Genomic DNA, 15,545 nt, shown 5'->3' with positions numbered 1-15,545 from the left:
TGCTTTTTACGGTTTTTAGGTGTTTTTGTGCTCGTGCCTACTTTTTGTCTATTCTTTTGGTGCCTTAACCAGATAAAACTTAGCCTCTGTAAGATCTTTTATCTCTTGATCGTATCTCGTCGATTCTATTTGCAAGGCTTCGACTTTTGTGCCAAGATTTTTAATCTCAGTTTTCATTTCCTCATTTAATTGCTTTTGAGTATCACGCCAATCGAAATATAAAGCATCTAACTTTTCCCCAAACTTGATTTCCATCGATAATTGTGACTGTTTTACTTCTAAAAGTTCAGATTCCACATTGCCCAAACGAGATTCTATGCTACCCAAACAAGATTCTACGCTACCTATACGTGATTCTACACCACCTATACGAGATTCTACGCTACCTATACGAGATTCTACACCATCTAATTTATTGAGAACTTTTCCAAAATGTTCAAGCATTAAGTCTTGAAATTTTTCATTATCCATACTAGCACTTCCTTACGAGTAATTGCTTAATTATAGCATAATATGGATTTGTAGAGGAGAAGAATTTTGGAAAACGGGGGAACAGGTACCTTGTTTCACTTAATTTAATCTGAAATAACATGCCTTTCCTCCTGTTTGCGTGAAGGTTGCAACAATATGCTTAGAACTCCCTTGAACACAATAGCAACTATCTTTAATTTTGGGGCTGATAAAGTTCTATGTCTATAGTTTAATTGATCTTAGGCTCATGTTATAAAGACAGAAGGAAAAGCAGGAGTTGAGAAGAATCTTTTGGATATGGAAATGGCGATTCTTGAAGAAATTATTGATAGGGACGCTGAATATTTTGATCTGAAACAACGTACCTGAGTGTTTTGGATGATAACGCACATGTTGAATAGATCGCTAGTGGAGTCCTAAACCGGAACATGCCGGATGTAGGGCTCTTTTTGGTGTTTGTGGTTGAGGGACTATGAGTAATGGACAGGAAGGGTATTTAGAGGATAATTGACGATCTTCACGGATAGTGGGATGGATATTCTATCTGGGCGAAGGCATTCGTGAGGACATAATTTTGTCGGGGTACCATGGTAAGATTGAATTGTAACATGGTACGACCATAGTAGAATTCTCGTGGAAGGGGGGAATTTGACAGAGCATTGTCAATTGAAAATATTAAATTTTCAAAAGATGGAGGAATAAGACAATAAGTGGAGAAAATGGACTAATGAGATAAAAATATGGGATGTCTTGGGTTAAGACATTAGTGTATACTCCATTTAGAATTGGTGATTAGCATTTTTATGTCATTAGGAGTGAAACGAGGAGTGGAGTTAGCAAGTAAACCGAAGTTGCTTCTTTTGGATGAGGAGAGATCCAAGCATCAGCCTGATCATGCTTTGGACGTAAACAGTTTCAGACACCACTGGATAGTGTGGAGGTGGACTAGTGAAATATTACGCACATTCTAAGACAGAACTGAGTAAAACTGAGTGGCATTTACTAAAGGATCATTTAGAAGATACAGCAAAACTTACTGCAGGGTTCGCGTCCGGTTTTGGTGCCGAAAACCTTGGTCGCGCGGCTGGCCTCTTGCATGATATTGGAAAATACTCCCCAGATTTTCAAAAACGATTGGAAGGCGAGCGGAATAAGGTTGATCATTCTTCGGCGGGGGCCATTGAGGCTGTTAAGCACTATAACAAAGCCTTTGGGAGAATTCTTGCATATACGATTGCTGGTCATCACAGTGGGCTTCATGATTGGGGAAGCAAGATCGATGAATCCTCCCTAGAAGGCCGGTTGATTAAAAAGTCGTTGCCTGATTACAGCCCATATCAAAGTGAGATCGACTTACCTGGATCTGAGGACCTAGTTTTACCGCTTAAAAAGCTACCTTTCGGGACAGGTTTTAGTGGACAGTTTTTCACTCGATTTCTTTACTCATCTTTAGTAGATGCTGATTTCCTTGATACGGAACGGGCGTTGGACGTTGAGAAGTCGTCGCTTCGCGATAAGACTTTTTCTTTGGAGAAAATGCTTTCTACCCTAGAAGTACATTTAACAGATAAAAGTCGCAGTTCACAAGATACTCCTGTGAACAGGCGCAGGGCGGAGATTCTGGCTGATTGTGAGAATAAGGCGAGTAATAAACCCGGTTTTTTTACCCTTTCGGTACCAACGGGGGGAGGGAAGACTCTTTCTTCAATGTCCTTTGCCCTTAAACACGCGATCACTCACGGGATGAAGCGGATCATCTATGTCATTCCCTATACAAGTATCATTGAGCAGAATGCTGCGGTCTTTAAAGACATTTTTGGGAAAGAAAAAGTTTTGGAGCACCACAGCAATTTTAACTATCCAGAAGAAGCTTTTTTAGAGAGTGAATCTGAGTACGAGCCTCAGGGTATTGGTAATTTAAAACTGGCTTCTGAAAACTGGGATATGCCTATTATTATGACAACAAACGTGCAGTTTTTTGAATCACTATTCGCAGCGAAAAGTTCACGTTGTCGAAAATTGCATAACATTACCAACAGTGTTGTGATAATTGATGAAGCTCAAATGATTCCTACAGGTTTTTTAAAACCATGTATTAATGCATTAGTGGAGTTGGTGGCTAACTACAATACGACGATAGTATTGTGCACAGCGACCCAACCGGCTATTAATAGGTTATTGCCTCCGGACTGTGAGCAACCGTTGGAGATTGTTAAAGACCCAGATGAGCTTTATAGGGCTTTTCAAAGAGTCAAAGTACATAATTTAGGGGGATTGTCTGACGATATGCTGGCAGAAAAACTGCTATCGCTGGACCAGGTGCTGTGTATCGTCAATTCCAAAAAACACGCCCGCCTTATCTTTGAGAAAATCAAAGATAAGGAAGCCTTCCATTTGAGCACACGCATGTGCCCTGCTCATAGATCTCAAATCCTCCAAGAAATCAGGAAAAAACTGAAAGCAGGCGCCCCCTGCAGGGTGGTCTCCACACAGTTGATTGAAGCAGGTGTTGATGTTGATTTTCCGGTCGTTTATCGCAGCTCTGCCGGAGTAGATTCAATTGCCCAATCCGCGGGTAGATGTAATCGGGAAGGGCTGAGAGAAATCGGGGATGTTTACGTCTTCAAGCCAACGGAGAAGCACGGTTTGCCTTCGGGCTGGCTCAGTAGGACCGCAACGATTGGGGAAGGTGTCTTTAGAAGGCATGAAGACCCCCTGAGTTTGGAGGGGGTCAGAGATTATTTCACTGAACTATACAACATAGAGGGAGAGGGGCTGGATAAGGAAAGAATTATGGCTGATATTTCAGAACAGGAGAAAGCTCTGATATTTCCCTTCCGAACAATTGCGGATAAGTTTAAATTGATTGATGATCAGAACACCACAGCAATTGTCATTCCATGGGACGAAAAATGCAGGGAAATTCTAGAGAACACCAGGTGGAGCAAGTTTCCTGGCAGCTATATTAGGCGGCTACAAAAATACTCCGTTCAAGTCTACGAGCAGGAATTTCGGGAAATGCTGCAGATTGGATTGCTTGAGAACATAGGTGGAAAATTTTATGTTCTGAGTGGAGAGGCATACAATTCGGAGTATAGTACGAAAATGGGGCTGCTTCCCTGTACTGAAAGTATGCTACTAAAAGATACACTGATCATTTAGAAAAGGAGGGTTGGACATGGGTTATGGTATACGCTTACAGGTTTGGGGAGATTATGCCTGTTTCACTAGGCCTGAAATGAAGGTGGAGCGGGTTAGCTATGATGTGATGACCCCTTCTGCAGCTTGTGGAATTTTGGAGGCAATCCACTGGAAACCGGCAATCCGGTGGGTAGTGGACAAGATCCATGTTTTGAATGAAATTCGCTTTGACAACGTACGTCGTAATGAGGTGGAAAGTAAAATAGCGCATGGAAATGTCAAAAAGGCTATGAAGGGCGGGGAGGTAGAGCTTTGCATTTATGCTAATGATAGCAAACAGCGGCAGCAAAGGGCCACGCTTTTGCTAAGAAATGTGGCTTACATTATTGAAGCACACTTTGAGATGACAGATGAAGCTGGTTCGGGAGATAATCCCGAAAAACACTATAATATTTTTCTAAGGCGAGCTAGACAGGGACAATGTTACCAGCAGCCTTTTCTAGGATGCAGAGAGTTTTCAGCTAGATTTCGTTTGATCGAGAACAACGAAATGTTACCCCAATCAGCACAGCGGGGGGTGGATAAAGATTTTGGGTGGATGCTTTTGGGCATTGATTATATAGACAATATGACGCCTAAGTTTTTCAGGGCAATGATGAAGGATGGTGTCATAGAAGTACCCCGTATAGAGGAAGGGGGGATAGGCAAATGATCATAAAGGCCTTGTACGAATACTACGATCGGTTGCTTGCCGATGATGATTCTGGGGTAAGCCTGCCTGGTTACAGTAGAGCGAAGGTATCGTTTGCTCTACTGTTATCAGGGACAGGGGATTTATTGGGTGTAGTCGATTTGCGTGTAGAAAAGGGTAAGAAATTCATTCAGCGTGAGATGAATGTTCCAGAGCAAGTAAAAAAATCATCTGGTGTATCTGCCAACTTTTTGTGCGAGACCTCCAAATACATTCTTGGGCTAGATTTAAAAGACAAGAAAGAGAGGGTAAAAAAAGCACATGAAGCTTGTGTACAATTACATGAGGAAATATTAGGAGAGGTTAAAGACCCAGGAGCTGAAGCAGTATTAAATTTTTTACGAAACTGGAATGTAGAGAATGTGGCAAAACACCCAAAAATAGTGGAGGCAATGGATGGCATGTTGGAAGGAGGTAACCTAGTTTTTAGGCTAGACAGAGATGAAAAGTACATACACGAACGGACAGAACTTATGCAAGCTTGGTCAAAGTATCATTTAGGTCAGTCTTCAGAGATAAGTGGTCAATGCTTGATTACTGGACAAAATTCGCCCATAGCCAGGTTGCACCCAAATATTAAAGGTGTCGTGGGTGCACAATCCAGCGGGGCATCTCTAGTATCTTTTAATAAAGATTCATTTACCTCTTATGGCAAAGAGCAAAGCTATAATGCATGGATCAGTGAGAATGCAACTTTTGGATATACCACGGCCCTTAATTGGTTGATAGGTAGCGAGAAGCATAGGATGCGCATTGGAGACACAACTACAGTATTTTGGGCAGAGCGTTCAACAAATGGGCTGGAGGAAGATCTGCTGGGAGCATTATTCTACCCTGCAAGAGAAGGTGATAAAAAAGGAGAGGATGAGCAAAGGCAAGTTACAAGAGATCCTCAGACCGTGAAATTAGTACACGATATTTTTGCTAAGGTCAGAAAGGGTGAATTGGTCAAACAAGAGTTGACAGGGGTAGATGCTGATGTGAAATTTTATATTTTAGGCTTAGCACCCAACGCCAGCCGTCTCTCCGTGAGATTTTGGCATGTTGAGAGATTTGGTAATGTTATTTATAAAATAGCTCAGCATTACGATGACATGAAAATAGTAAAAAGCTATGCGAATGAACCCGATTTCATTTCAATCGGAACGATTCTAAAGGAATCAGCACCGTTAGGGGATGCTAAGCGTATTTCACCACTACTAGGCGGTGTGGTAATGCGGGCAATCCTCACTGGTATGCCATATCCCCAAACACTTCTTCATTCAATACTTTTGAGAATTCGGGCGGATCAAACGGTAAATTATGTTCGGGCAGCTATTATTAAAGCCTGCCTATTAAGGAACATTCGCTATAAAACTAAGGAGAGAGAGGTAGATATCGCAATGGCATTAGATGAACAAAACCCCAGTGTGGCTTACAGGTTGGGACGGCTTTTTGCCTTGCTGGAAAAGGCCCAGCAGGATGCCAATCCAGGGTTGAATGCTACGATTAAAGATCGATATTTTGGGTCAGCTTCTGCAACTCCCCGTTCGGTTTTCCCTATTTTGCTTAGGTTAACTCAGCATCATATCGCCAAAGCAGAGTATGGCCGCAGTATGGACAAGCGGATCGAGGAAGTTATGGGTGGTATTGACAGTTTTCCGTCTCATCTGAACTTAGAAAAACAAGGGCTGTTTGTCCTTGGCTACTATCACCAGCGTAAAGCTCTATATACGAAAAATGAATCGAAAGAGGTGTAATTAATGGATGCTATTAAAAAGAGATATGAGTTTGTGCTTTTGTTTGATGTGGAAAACGGGAACCCGAACGGTGATCCAGATGCTGGGAATATGCCTCGTATTGATGCTGAGACCGGTCTTGGTTTGGTAACCGATGTTTGCTTGAAACGTAAAATAAGAAATTACGTGGATATTGCAAAAAACGATACAGAAAGGTATGACATATATGTGCGTGAGGGTTCTGTTTTGAATACCCAGCACAGAAAAGCCTACAAGGCTATGGAACTTGAACCTGAATCCAAAAAACTGCCTAAAGAAATAGAACAGGCTAAGAAGCTCACTCACTTCATGTGTCATCATTTCTTTGATGTTCGAACATTTGGAGCAGTAATGTCGACGGAAGTTAACTGTGGTGTGGTTCGTGGGCCGGTACAAATTAACTTTGCACGAAGCATAGACCCAATTATTCAACAGGAAGTGACGATTACTAGGATGGCCGTTACCTCTGAAAAAGATGCGGAAAAAAAGGACAGAGAAATGGGCAGAAAGTTTATCGTACCCTATGCACTTTATAGGGTGGAAGGGTATATCTCGGCTTTTTTGGCAGATAAAACTGGTTTTTCCGAAGATGACCTTGAGCTGTTTTGGGAAGCTTTGACTAATATGTTTGACCATGACCACTCGGCCGCACGGGGCAAAATGTCCGCACGTAAATTAATTGTTTTCGAACACGAGACGGCCTTAGGTAATGCACCAGCTCATAAGTTGTTTGACCTTCTCACAGTATCCTGTAAGGATCCCGAACGTCCGACTCGTTCATTTAACGATTATGAAGTATCTATTAACCATACGGCTTTGCCAGCCGGTGTAAAATTGATAGAGAAATAATGACTACTAAGAGTTATAACGATGAAGGCCTGTTATCGTTATCTGGCATTCAACATTTTGCTTTTTGCGAAAGGCAGTGGGCTCTCATCCATGTCGAAAATCAATGGGCGGAAAATGTAAAGACGGTTGAAGGTCAACAATTGCACGAGCGAGTGGATGATCCATATTTCACGGAAACAAGACACGATGTAAAAGTTGTGCGTTCTACTCCGCTAGTTTCTAGACGGTTGGGCCTTTATGGCATAGCTGACGTTATCGAGTATTTGAGCACCCCGGAATCACAGAGTTCATTAGAAATAAGAATTGTTGAATATAAGCGAGGTAAGCCAAAATCGGATGATCGAGACGAAGTGCAGTTGTGCGCTCAGGCTATGTGTTTGGAGGAAATGTTGGGAACGAAAATTGAGCGTGGTTTTCTTTTCTATGGTGAGACAAGACGCAGGCATGTAGTCCAATTTAATGGACTGAGAGAAAGAGTACTATTACTATCCGAGAGAATGCATAACCTTTTCGAAAAGGGAATTACTCCCATGCCGATTAAAGGGAAAAAATGCAACAATTGTTCCCTCAAGGATTTGTGTTTACCCTCTCTTGGCAAAAACCCGAAAAGAGCTGCTAGTTATATTAACAACCTGGTTAAGGAAATGGAACAAGCAATTACAGGAGATTAGTGTAATGAGAAAGATGTTGAATGTTCTTTACGTAACCAATCCGGATGCATTTTTGGCTAAGGAAGGAGAAAACCTGGTTGTTAAGGTATATGATGAGGAAGTATTTCGAACACCCATTCATTATCTGGAGGGTCTAGTAACCTTTGGCTATAAGGGAGCAAGTCCAGCATTACTCGGTTTATGTGTAGAACGTGGTGTTTCTTTAAGCTTTTTAAATGAGCATGGCAAATTCTTAGCTCGCGTTTCCGGCCCAGTTAAGGGTAATGTGCTGTTGAGGCGGAAACAGTATAGGATTGCAGATTCATCGACCGATTCTACAAAAATTGCTTCACGGTTCATTATTGGCAAGGTTGCAAACTGCAGGACAGTTATCAGGCGCTTTATGAGTGACCATGCCGACAAATGTGAGACCAAAGACACCGAGTCAGTCAGAAATGAGTTGGCAGCAAGTGTTGTTAGGTTAAATCGGGCATCCTCACTAGAAGAAATTAGGGGTATTGAAGGTGAAATGGCGAAGTACTATTTTTCAGTATTTGATGACATGATCGTATCTCAAAAGGAATCGTTTTTCATGAGGGGGCGCAGCAGAAGACCGCCGTTAGATAATGTAAATGCCTTACTTTCTTTTCTATATACCATGTTAGCGCACGAAACTAAATCTGCTTTGGAAACTGTTGGCCTTGATCCGTATGTTGGATTTTTGCATCGAGATAGACCGGGACGGGCAGGACTATCGCTAGACCTCATGGAAGAATTTCGTCCATATTTAGTTGATAGATTGGTTTTGAGCATGATTAACCGTAGGCAGATTGATTGGGATGGCTTTATCACCAAGGAATCTGGCGGAGTGATTATGAAGGACAAAGCACGTAAAGCTGTTTTGGAGGCTTGGCAAAGTAGGAAAAGAGAAGAGATTACTCATCCTCTCTTAGATGAAAAAATACCTTTGGGATTATTACCTTATGCTCAGGCTTTGTTACTGTCTAGATATCTAAGAGGAGATTTGGACGACTATCCGCCTTTTATCTGGAAATGAGGGAGGATACTATTCATGATGGTGCTAATCACGTATGATGTTAATACTATAACCGACGGAGGAAAAAAGAGGTTACGACAGGTTGCTAAGCAATGCGTAAACAGCGGGCAACGGGTTCAGAACTCTGTATTTGAGTGTCTAGTAGATCCGACTCAATTTGCTCAATTGAAGCACAGGTTGGAAAAGATAATCGATAAGGAAACCGATAGTTTGAGATATTATTTTCTCGGAAACAATTGGAAGAATAGGGTCGAGCATGTTGGAGCAAAATCCGTTGTTGATCCTGAAGGCCCTTTGATTATTTAGTTTCGAAGGGTGCGAACCGGAAGTGGACATAATTCACCAAGGGTATCGCACTTCCTGATATCAAAAGATTTCAGGCGAAAATTGACTTCATGATTTTATTCAGAGACATGATTAATAAGGGGTTCGCTAAAAGAAGTAGTTAAACCATTACTATAACTTGTCTATAGATAGGTGCTGTCGCACCCCGCGTGGGTGCGTGGATTGAAACATGAGTAGAGCTATTAGCTGGGACTGTTGGTCCAGCAAGTCGCACCCCGCGTGGGTGCGTGGATTGAAACATTTTTTACACTAGGAGTTTCAACCGGAGAATAACGTCGCACCCCGCGTGGGTGCGTGGATTGAAACTTCATGGCGTCACCATCCAAACAAGCCAGGCCGTGTCGCACCCCGCGTGGGTGCGTGGATTGAAACGGTTTTGCCTGTTTCCGAATTGTTGAGATAGTACGTCGCACCCCGCGTGGGTGCGTGGATTGAAACTGCCTACCCCTATGCTCTAGCCAATTTCCCCCAAGTCGCACCCCGCGTGGGTGCGTGGATTGAAACTTAAACAAACGGAATGGATAGAAGAACACCCCCAAGTCGCACCCCGCGTGGGTGCGTGGATTGAAACTCTTATTCTTAGTCCTCTTAGTTTATTTAGCTGCGGTCGCACCCCGCGTGGGTGCGTGGATTGAAACGCTTTAAGAACTGCCGAAGTGCTAGCGATCTGGGAGTCGCACCCCGCGTGGGTGCGTGGATTGAAACCCAGACGTATTGTCGTTGATCGCATAGGGATTCCGTCGCACCCCGCGTGGGTGCGTGGATTGAAACCATGCAGCCATAAATTCAATGCAAGTTTTCTCCACGTCGCACCCCGCGTGGGTGCGTGGATTGAAACATGATTCCTACCCCTACTCCATTTGCTCACACAGTCGCACCCCGCGTGGGTGCGTGGATTGAAACCAGTAGAAACCACTCAAGCTACTCCTACTACTCCCGTCGCACCCCGCGTGGGTGCGTGGATTGAAACAAAATCAATAGGACATATAAAAAACCTAGTCAAGTCGCACCCCGCGTGGGTGCGTGGATTGAAACCAATTGCTAAAATTAACACATTCTAGGCAATCCTTGTCGCACCCCGCGTGGGTGCGTGGATTGAAACTATGCCCAATCTGTTGCCATGTACTGCCATGCTCCGTCGCACCCCGCGTGGGTGCGTGGATTGAAACCATTCCTCTTCCGATTTGGTTCGTCCGCAGTAAACGTGTCGCACCCCGCGTGGGTGCGTGGATTGAAACTAAGAGTTAGAAAAAAACTTATGAAAATATACGTTGTCGCACCCCGCGTGGGTGCGTGGATTGAAACGTGGGTATGGGGAGGGTCGGAATCCATAAGGCTTGTCGCACCCCGCGTGGGTGCGTGGATTGAAACCTGTGATGCTCGTCAACCCTCGATATGGGTCTTTGTCGCACCCCGCGTGGGTGCGTGGATTGAAACCGGGAAGGTATAGAGGGGGAGGGCTTCCAAACTAGTCGCACCCCGCGTGGGTGCGTGGATTGAAACCAATACATCACCCCTTCACTTAATCCCCCCATTGTCGCACCCCGCGTGGGTGCGTGGATTGAAACTATATTTGTGGAGAATGCTACTAAACGTAAGGCAAGGAGTCAGGCGGTTAATTCGCTTGGCTTTTTCCGTTGGTTACTGTTTCACACAGGCTACAGGGGCAACCCGTTCCTTTGTAATTCGACAATATATATATGTTTAAGAATTAAAGGAATTTTCAAATTATTATAGAATATATAAAAAAATATAGAAAGGGGCTTTATTATGAGCAATGTAAAATTTAGGAATGAAATACTTTTGCTACTAGAGAAATATGGAGCACAAAATCTTTCTGTAGCCGAGTTGTTATGTGATCGCCATGCTAAAATACCAGAAAAAGTGGCCTTGTTCTACGAATCGGAAAATGGAGACAGCGTCAAATATACTTTTGCCGAACTTAAAGAACTCTCGTCAAAGTTCGCCAGGGTTTTGGCCGAAGTGGGAATTCAAAAAGGAGACCGAGTTGGTGTCATGTTACCAAAGTGTCCTGAGATGGTTATTACAGCTCTCGCAGTATGGCGCTTAGGTGCCGTTTATCTACCTTTGTTTACAGCTTTTGGGCCTAGTGCCATAGCGCACCGTTTGACCGATAGCGAGGCCAAGGTAGTGGTAACAGATACCAATAATAGGCCAAAGTTAGAAGATTTGATGACCAAACTGCCAGTTTCGATTGTAACCGTTTCTGACCAATTTGAGGAGAAAGTTGCAAAAGATGAATATAGCTTTTGGAACGAAATGAAGAAGTCAGAACCCATTAGAAATGTTACTCTTGTGAACGGTGATGACTTACTTATTTTGCTGTATACGTCAGGAACGACGGGAAACCCAAAAGGTGTAAAAATACCTGTTAAATCCCTTGCATCTTTTGAAGCATATATGAGGTTTGCGCTTGATTTGCGCAACGAAGACATGTATTGGAATCTAGCAGACCCTGGTTGGGCGTACGGCTTATATTACAACTTGATCGGTCCGTTATTAATTGGTAAAGCCACTCTTTTTTACGGTGGTCCCTTTAATCCAAACGAAGTATATAGAATCTTAGAAAAATACAGCGTTACCAACTTCGCTGCTGCTCCAACAGCGTATAAAACCCTGATTAACGCAGGCAAAAGTGCAGCTCTAAAATATAAAAGTTTTTTACGTGCGGCTTCAAGCGCAGGAGAACCACTAAATCCAAATATAATATCTTGGGCACAGGAAGTATGGGGGATACCAATTCATGATCATTTTGGACAAACGGAATTGGGAATGGCTGTGAATAATCATCACCTACCGGAGCTTCAGGAAAAATTAAAACCCGGTTCCATGGGCAAGTCAATGCCTGGTTTTAAGATGACGGTTCTAGATGCAGAGGGCAAGGAACTTGGTCCGAACCAAGAAGGCCAAATGGCCGTTGATATCCTGAATTCTCCTTTATATTGGTTTCAGAACTATTGGAATGACACTGAAAATACAAAAATGGCATTTACCTCCGATGGACGATACTATTTTGCCGGTGATTCAGCAAGCATGGATGAAGACGGCTATTTATTCTTTTCAGGGCGGTCTGATGACATCATCTTAAGTGCTGGATACAGGATTGGGCCATTTGAGATAGAAAGTGCTCTGATGCAGCATGATGCTGTCTCTGAAGCAGCCGTGGTGGGTGTTCCGGATCAACTTCGGGGAGAAATCGTTAAAGCATTTATCATATTAAGAGACGGCTATAGCTCTAGTAACGAAATTGCGAAGGAACTGAGCACTTTTGTAAAGGAAAGACTATCGGCTCATGAATATCCTCGACAAGTTAGTTTCTTAGATGAATTACCCAAAACACCTAGTGGCAAGATTCAAAGATTTTTACTAAAAAATGCAGAATATAAAGTTATTTCCTGCTAATTCTGTAATGAAGTAAAATAACGGAAAGAGGGGAGAGGAAGACTATGCCGAAAAAGATTCTTATAATTACAGGTGATGCGGCAGAATCGTTAGAAGTTTATTACCCATATTTTCGAGTATTAGAAGAAGGGTACGAAGCCGTGATAGCTTCTCCAACCAAGAAGGTCTTGAGGACTGTCGTTCACGATTTTGAAGGATGGGAAACTTATACTGAGAAACCGGGATATCAGATAGAATCAAACCTTGCTTTTTCAGATGTGGACCCGTCGCAGTTCGATGGTCTCATTATTCCCGGTGGCCGCGCTCCGGAATATATTCGGCTAAATGAATATATTCCGCGCATTGTAAGTCATTTCTTCGACGCCAAAAAACCTGTTGGGGCCATTTGCCACGCTGCTCTTGTTCTCAGTGCTTTGAAAAATAACAAATATTTTGAAGGACGCACCATGACCGCTTATACTGCCTGTAGTTTGGATGTTGAAAGGTTAGGCGCTACTTATACGAAGGAAACGCTTCATGTGGACGGGAATATCGTCTCAGGACAGGCTTGGCCTGATCTGCCAGGATTTATGAGGGAATTCCTTCGCTTAGTCAGAGAACAATAGAAGACAGATAATGATTGGGGCAATCCTTATATCTAAGTGGTGAAGTATATTCGGATTTATTGAACGATGCATGTTAGGATAGAAGTTAACCAGTCGGTGGAAAGCAAACAGAGGAAGAGGTCAGCTCTTCCTCTGTTTAAACTTGGATAGGAACCTGTTAGAATTTGCCCAATCCAATGACTCCTACAATGGGAAGGAACCAAATTCGGTAGAACGAGCTTTACAAATGGAAAAGCAAAAAAATACGAACCCCAGTTTTATGGTCGCCAAGTGGGTAAAAGAATAAATCCTTGGATATCTGGTAAATAAACTATCAAAAATATTAACTGAAAATTCAAATGAGTAGGAAAATAGAGCGACATGGCGAATAACTAAAGAATAAGACGTTAAGGGGAGAGTTTATTAAACAAGGAGTTGTAGCTAAATGTTAACTAGAGTGAAGACGATGTCTGAAGCTGTGCGGCTAGTGCAGGACGGGCAAATGCTCGCGGTCGGTGGCAATGCTTTGCACCGGACCCCTGCCGCTTTCTGTCACGAACTGGCAAAGCTGGGGCGGAAGGAACTTAAAGGTGTGGGGGCCGCTCCGGGTTACGCCATGGATGTACTCTGTGCATCGGAGAGCATATCAGAAGTGTATTTTGGTTTCTTTGGATTTGAAAATGAGTATGGCTTAGCTCCGGGTATGCGTAAAGGTATTCAGGACGGCAAGATTAAAGCTGTGGAAGGTTCGTGAACGGCTATCATCAATGCTCTCCGTGCGGGAGCTTATGGGATTCCGTTCATGGGTGTAGGAGGCTTGTGGGGTAGTGATTTGATCGCTCAGCGCCCGGAATTTTTCCAAGTGATGAAGAGTCCGTTCTCCGATGAAGAGGTTGTAACCGTTAAGGCTTTGCGCCCCGATTGGGCGATCATCCATGTTCAAGAAGCGGATCAGTATGGTAACGCCCGGATCCTTGGCTCAGAGTTTCAGGATGTGCTCCTTAGTCGGGCAGCTAAGAAAACAATCATTACCACGGAAAAATTGGTGGATACTCAAACTTTCCAGCAAGAACCAAAACAGACCTCTGTACCCTATTTCTTGGTCGAAGCTGTTGTCGTAGTACCGGAAGGAGCTAAACCGGGTATTTGCTATCCAAACTATAAGACGGTTGATGCCATAGGAATGAAGGCGTATGGTCAAGCCATCAAAGAAGGTAAGTTGAACGAGTACCTGACTCAAGTTACGGAAGGGAGGGGGTAAGATGAATTACGGACCAGCCGAAATGATGGTCGTTGCTTTGGCACGAGAAATTAAGAACGGAGATCTTGTCTTCCACGGTTTAGCTTCGCCCGTGCCTATGACAGCGATGAAGCTTGCGAAAGCATTAGGAACTGATTATACGTATGTCAATATCACCGGCGGGGTTGACCCTGATTGGCATCAACCGGCGCTCATCGGTTCTACCCTTTCAGACAACTTGTATGAGGGTGGAGTGGCAAATTTCGGCCTGGATGCAATATTTGATCTAGCTTGTACTGGTCGTGTCGACATTTCAATGTTAAGCTTGGTGCAAATAAGTCCGACGGGCGAGATCAATATGTCCTTTGTAGGCGGAGAATACGATAAGCCTAAGGTGAGATTGCCCGGAGGAGCAGGCAGTGCCACTTTAATACCGGTGACTAAGAAAACGTTGATTTGGAAGACCAAGCATGATCTTAAATCGTTCGTTCCGGAAGTCACTTTCTGCACGGCTAAAGCTGATCCCACCAAAGAGTTTAAAGTGATCACTAATCTATGTATATTTGCCTTGAAAAACGGGCTGTTAGAAATCGAAAGTATCCATCCCTATTCGAGTCTGGATGAAGTAAAGTCGAATACCGGATGGGAAATTACTCAAAGCGATCTACCACTTACCCCTGCCCCAACCGAGGTTGAGTTGGCTCTAATCGAAGAAATTGACCCCAACCGTATTCGTGACATTGAGTTCTGAATCTAGGGAAAGTTTTTTATTAACTAGTTGTTTGCATTTATCACACAGATTTCAGGGGGGCAACCTCTTCTAATGTAATTACACAATTCATATTCTGAAATTAGAGGAAATTTTCTAATTATTATAGAATGAATATATATCGAAAGGGTGCTCCATCGGGTGAAAATGGTTCAGGAAGGAGGTTGGGCGGCAACCAACAGGAATTTAACACGGCGGAGCTTCAGGGGCTTTGGCTGAAACGGTCGCGAGTGTAGGTACGTTTAATCCCTCGCTCAATTGAACAGCTAAGAACTAAGTGAACAGTTACGTAGTGACGCCCCGGCCTCAATGATAGGGGCTGGGGCGTTAATGTTAATGGGAGGGATTTAATGCAAAATCAACATGCATGGCGAGTGTTTATTGAGGAAAACAAATTTTCAAATGATGTCTCTTCTGAAATTAAAAGTTCTTGGACCCGTTCAAAAAGACTTCGTATTAACCCGAGTCTTAGAAATGTGCAACTCTCAGTTTCAAAAAAAGAATTAGT

At 43.3% G+C, this 15,545-nt stretch carries 11 protein-coding genes, 1 pseudogene and 1 CRISPR repeat array; of the genes and pseudogenes, 11 read left to right on the top strand and 1 reads right to left on the bottom strand.

Translation table 11 applies throughout. The annotated features are described in order from the left end of the window. Positions 1–48: 48 nt before the first annotated feature. The gene (locus tag DSOL_RS19180; RefSeq protein WP_075366418.1) at positions 49–471 is read right to left on the bottom strand and encodes a hypothetical protein; all 423 of its coding nucleotides are present in this window, start codon (positions 469–471) and stop codon (positions 49–51) included. Between the two features lie 948 nt (positions 472–1,419). Here DSOL_RS19180 and DSOL_RS19175 point away from each other — a divergent pair. The 11 genes and pseudogenes from DSOL_RS19175 (at position 1,420) to DSOL_RS19125 (ending at position 15,019) form a co-directional block, all read left to right on the top strand. Then, entirely contained in the window at positions 1,420–3,633 is a 2,214-nt protein-coding gene (locus DSOL_RS19175) for a CRISPR-associated helicase/endonuclease Cas3 (protein ID WP_075366417.1), read from the top strand. A gap of 16 nt (positions 3,634–3,649) precedes the next feature. Continuing rightward, complete coding sequence (gene cas5c, locus DSOL_RS19170) at positions 3,650–4,324, top strand: type I-C CRISPR-associated protein Cas5c (protein ID WP_075366416.1); 675 nt, start codon at positions 3,650–3,652, stop codon at positions 4,322–4,324. Then, positions 4,321–6,102, top strand: coding sequence for a type I-C CRISPR-associated protein Cas8c/Csd1 (gene cas8c / locus DSOL_RS19165; protein WP_075366415.1), 1,782 nt, complete (start codon positions 4,321–4,323; stop codon positions 6,100–6,102). Before cas5c ends, cas8c begins: the two co-directional genes overlap by 4 nt. Positions 6,103–6,105: 3 nt before the next feature. Further along, complete coding sequence (gene cas7c / locus DSOL_RS19160) at positions 6,106–6,969, top strand: type I-C CRISPR-associated protein Cas7/Csd2 (protein WP_075366414.1); 864 nt, start codon at positions 6,106–6,108, stop codon at positions 6,967–6,969. Then, complete coding sequence (gene cas4 / locus DSOL_RS19155) at positions 6,969–7,640, top strand: CRISPR-associated protein Cas4 (protein WP_075366413.1); 672 nt, start codon at positions 6,969–6,971, stop codon at positions 7,638–7,640. The genes cas7c and cas4 overlap by 1 nt, the downstream gene beginning before the upstream one ends. A 4-nt stretch (positions 7,641–7,644) precedes the next feature. Then, positions 7,645–8,676: a type I-C CRISPR-associated endonuclease Cas1c gene (gene cas1c / locus DSOL_RS19150; RefSeq protein WP_075366412.1), complete on the top strand. Its 1,032-nt coding sequence runs from the start codon at positions 7,645–7,647 to the stop codon at positions 8,674–8,676. Positions 8,677–8,691: 15 nt separating this feature from the next. Next, entirely contained in the window at positions 8,692–8,982 is a 291-nt protein-coding gene (gene cas2 / locus DSOL_RS19145) for a CRISPR-associated endonuclease Cas2 (protein ID WP_075366411.1), read from the top strand. 176 nt (positions 8,983–9,158) lie between these two features. Continuing rightward, a CRISPR array of direct repeats spans positions 9,159–10,589; the repeat unit is 32 nt; unit sequence GTCGCACCCCGCGTGGGTGCGTGGATTGAAAC. A 202-nt stretch (positions 10,590–10,791) separates the two neighbouring features. Continuing rightward, positions 10,792–12,444, top strand: coding sequence for an AMP-binding protein (locus tag DSOL_RS19140; protein WP_075366410.1), 1,653 nt, complete (start codon positions 10,792–10,794; stop codon positions 12,442–12,444). A 44-nt stretch (positions 12,445–12,488) separates the two neighbouring features. Continuing rightward, positions 12,489–13,049 (top strand): DJ-1/PfpI family protein, encoded by a 561-nt coding sequence (locus tag DSOL_RS19135; RefSeq protein WP_075366409.1) that lies wholly within the window; start codon positions 12,489–12,491, stop codon positions 13,047–13,049. 424 nt (positions 13,050–13,473) lie between these two features. Further along, positions 13,474–14,289: pseudogene (locus DSOL_RS29070) on the top strand (CoA transferase subunit A). 1 nt (position 14,290) lies between these two features. Then, positions 14,291–15,019, top strand: a complete 729-nt coding sequence (locus DSOL_RS19125; protein WP_075366408.1) for a CoA-transferase subunit beta — start codon at positions 14,291–14,293, stop codon at positions 15,017–15,019. The last annotated feature ends 526 nt before the right edge of the window (positions 15,020–15,545 follow it).

This window comes from Desulfosporosinus metallidurans, from assembly GCF_001936615.1.
GTDB lineage: Bacteria > Bacillota > Desulfitobacteriia > Desulfitobacteriales > Desulfitobacteriaceae > Desulfosporosinus > Desulfosporosinus metallidurans.
Note: the sequence above shows the minus strand (reverse complement) of the source record. Positions and strands in the feature narration are given on the sequence as shown.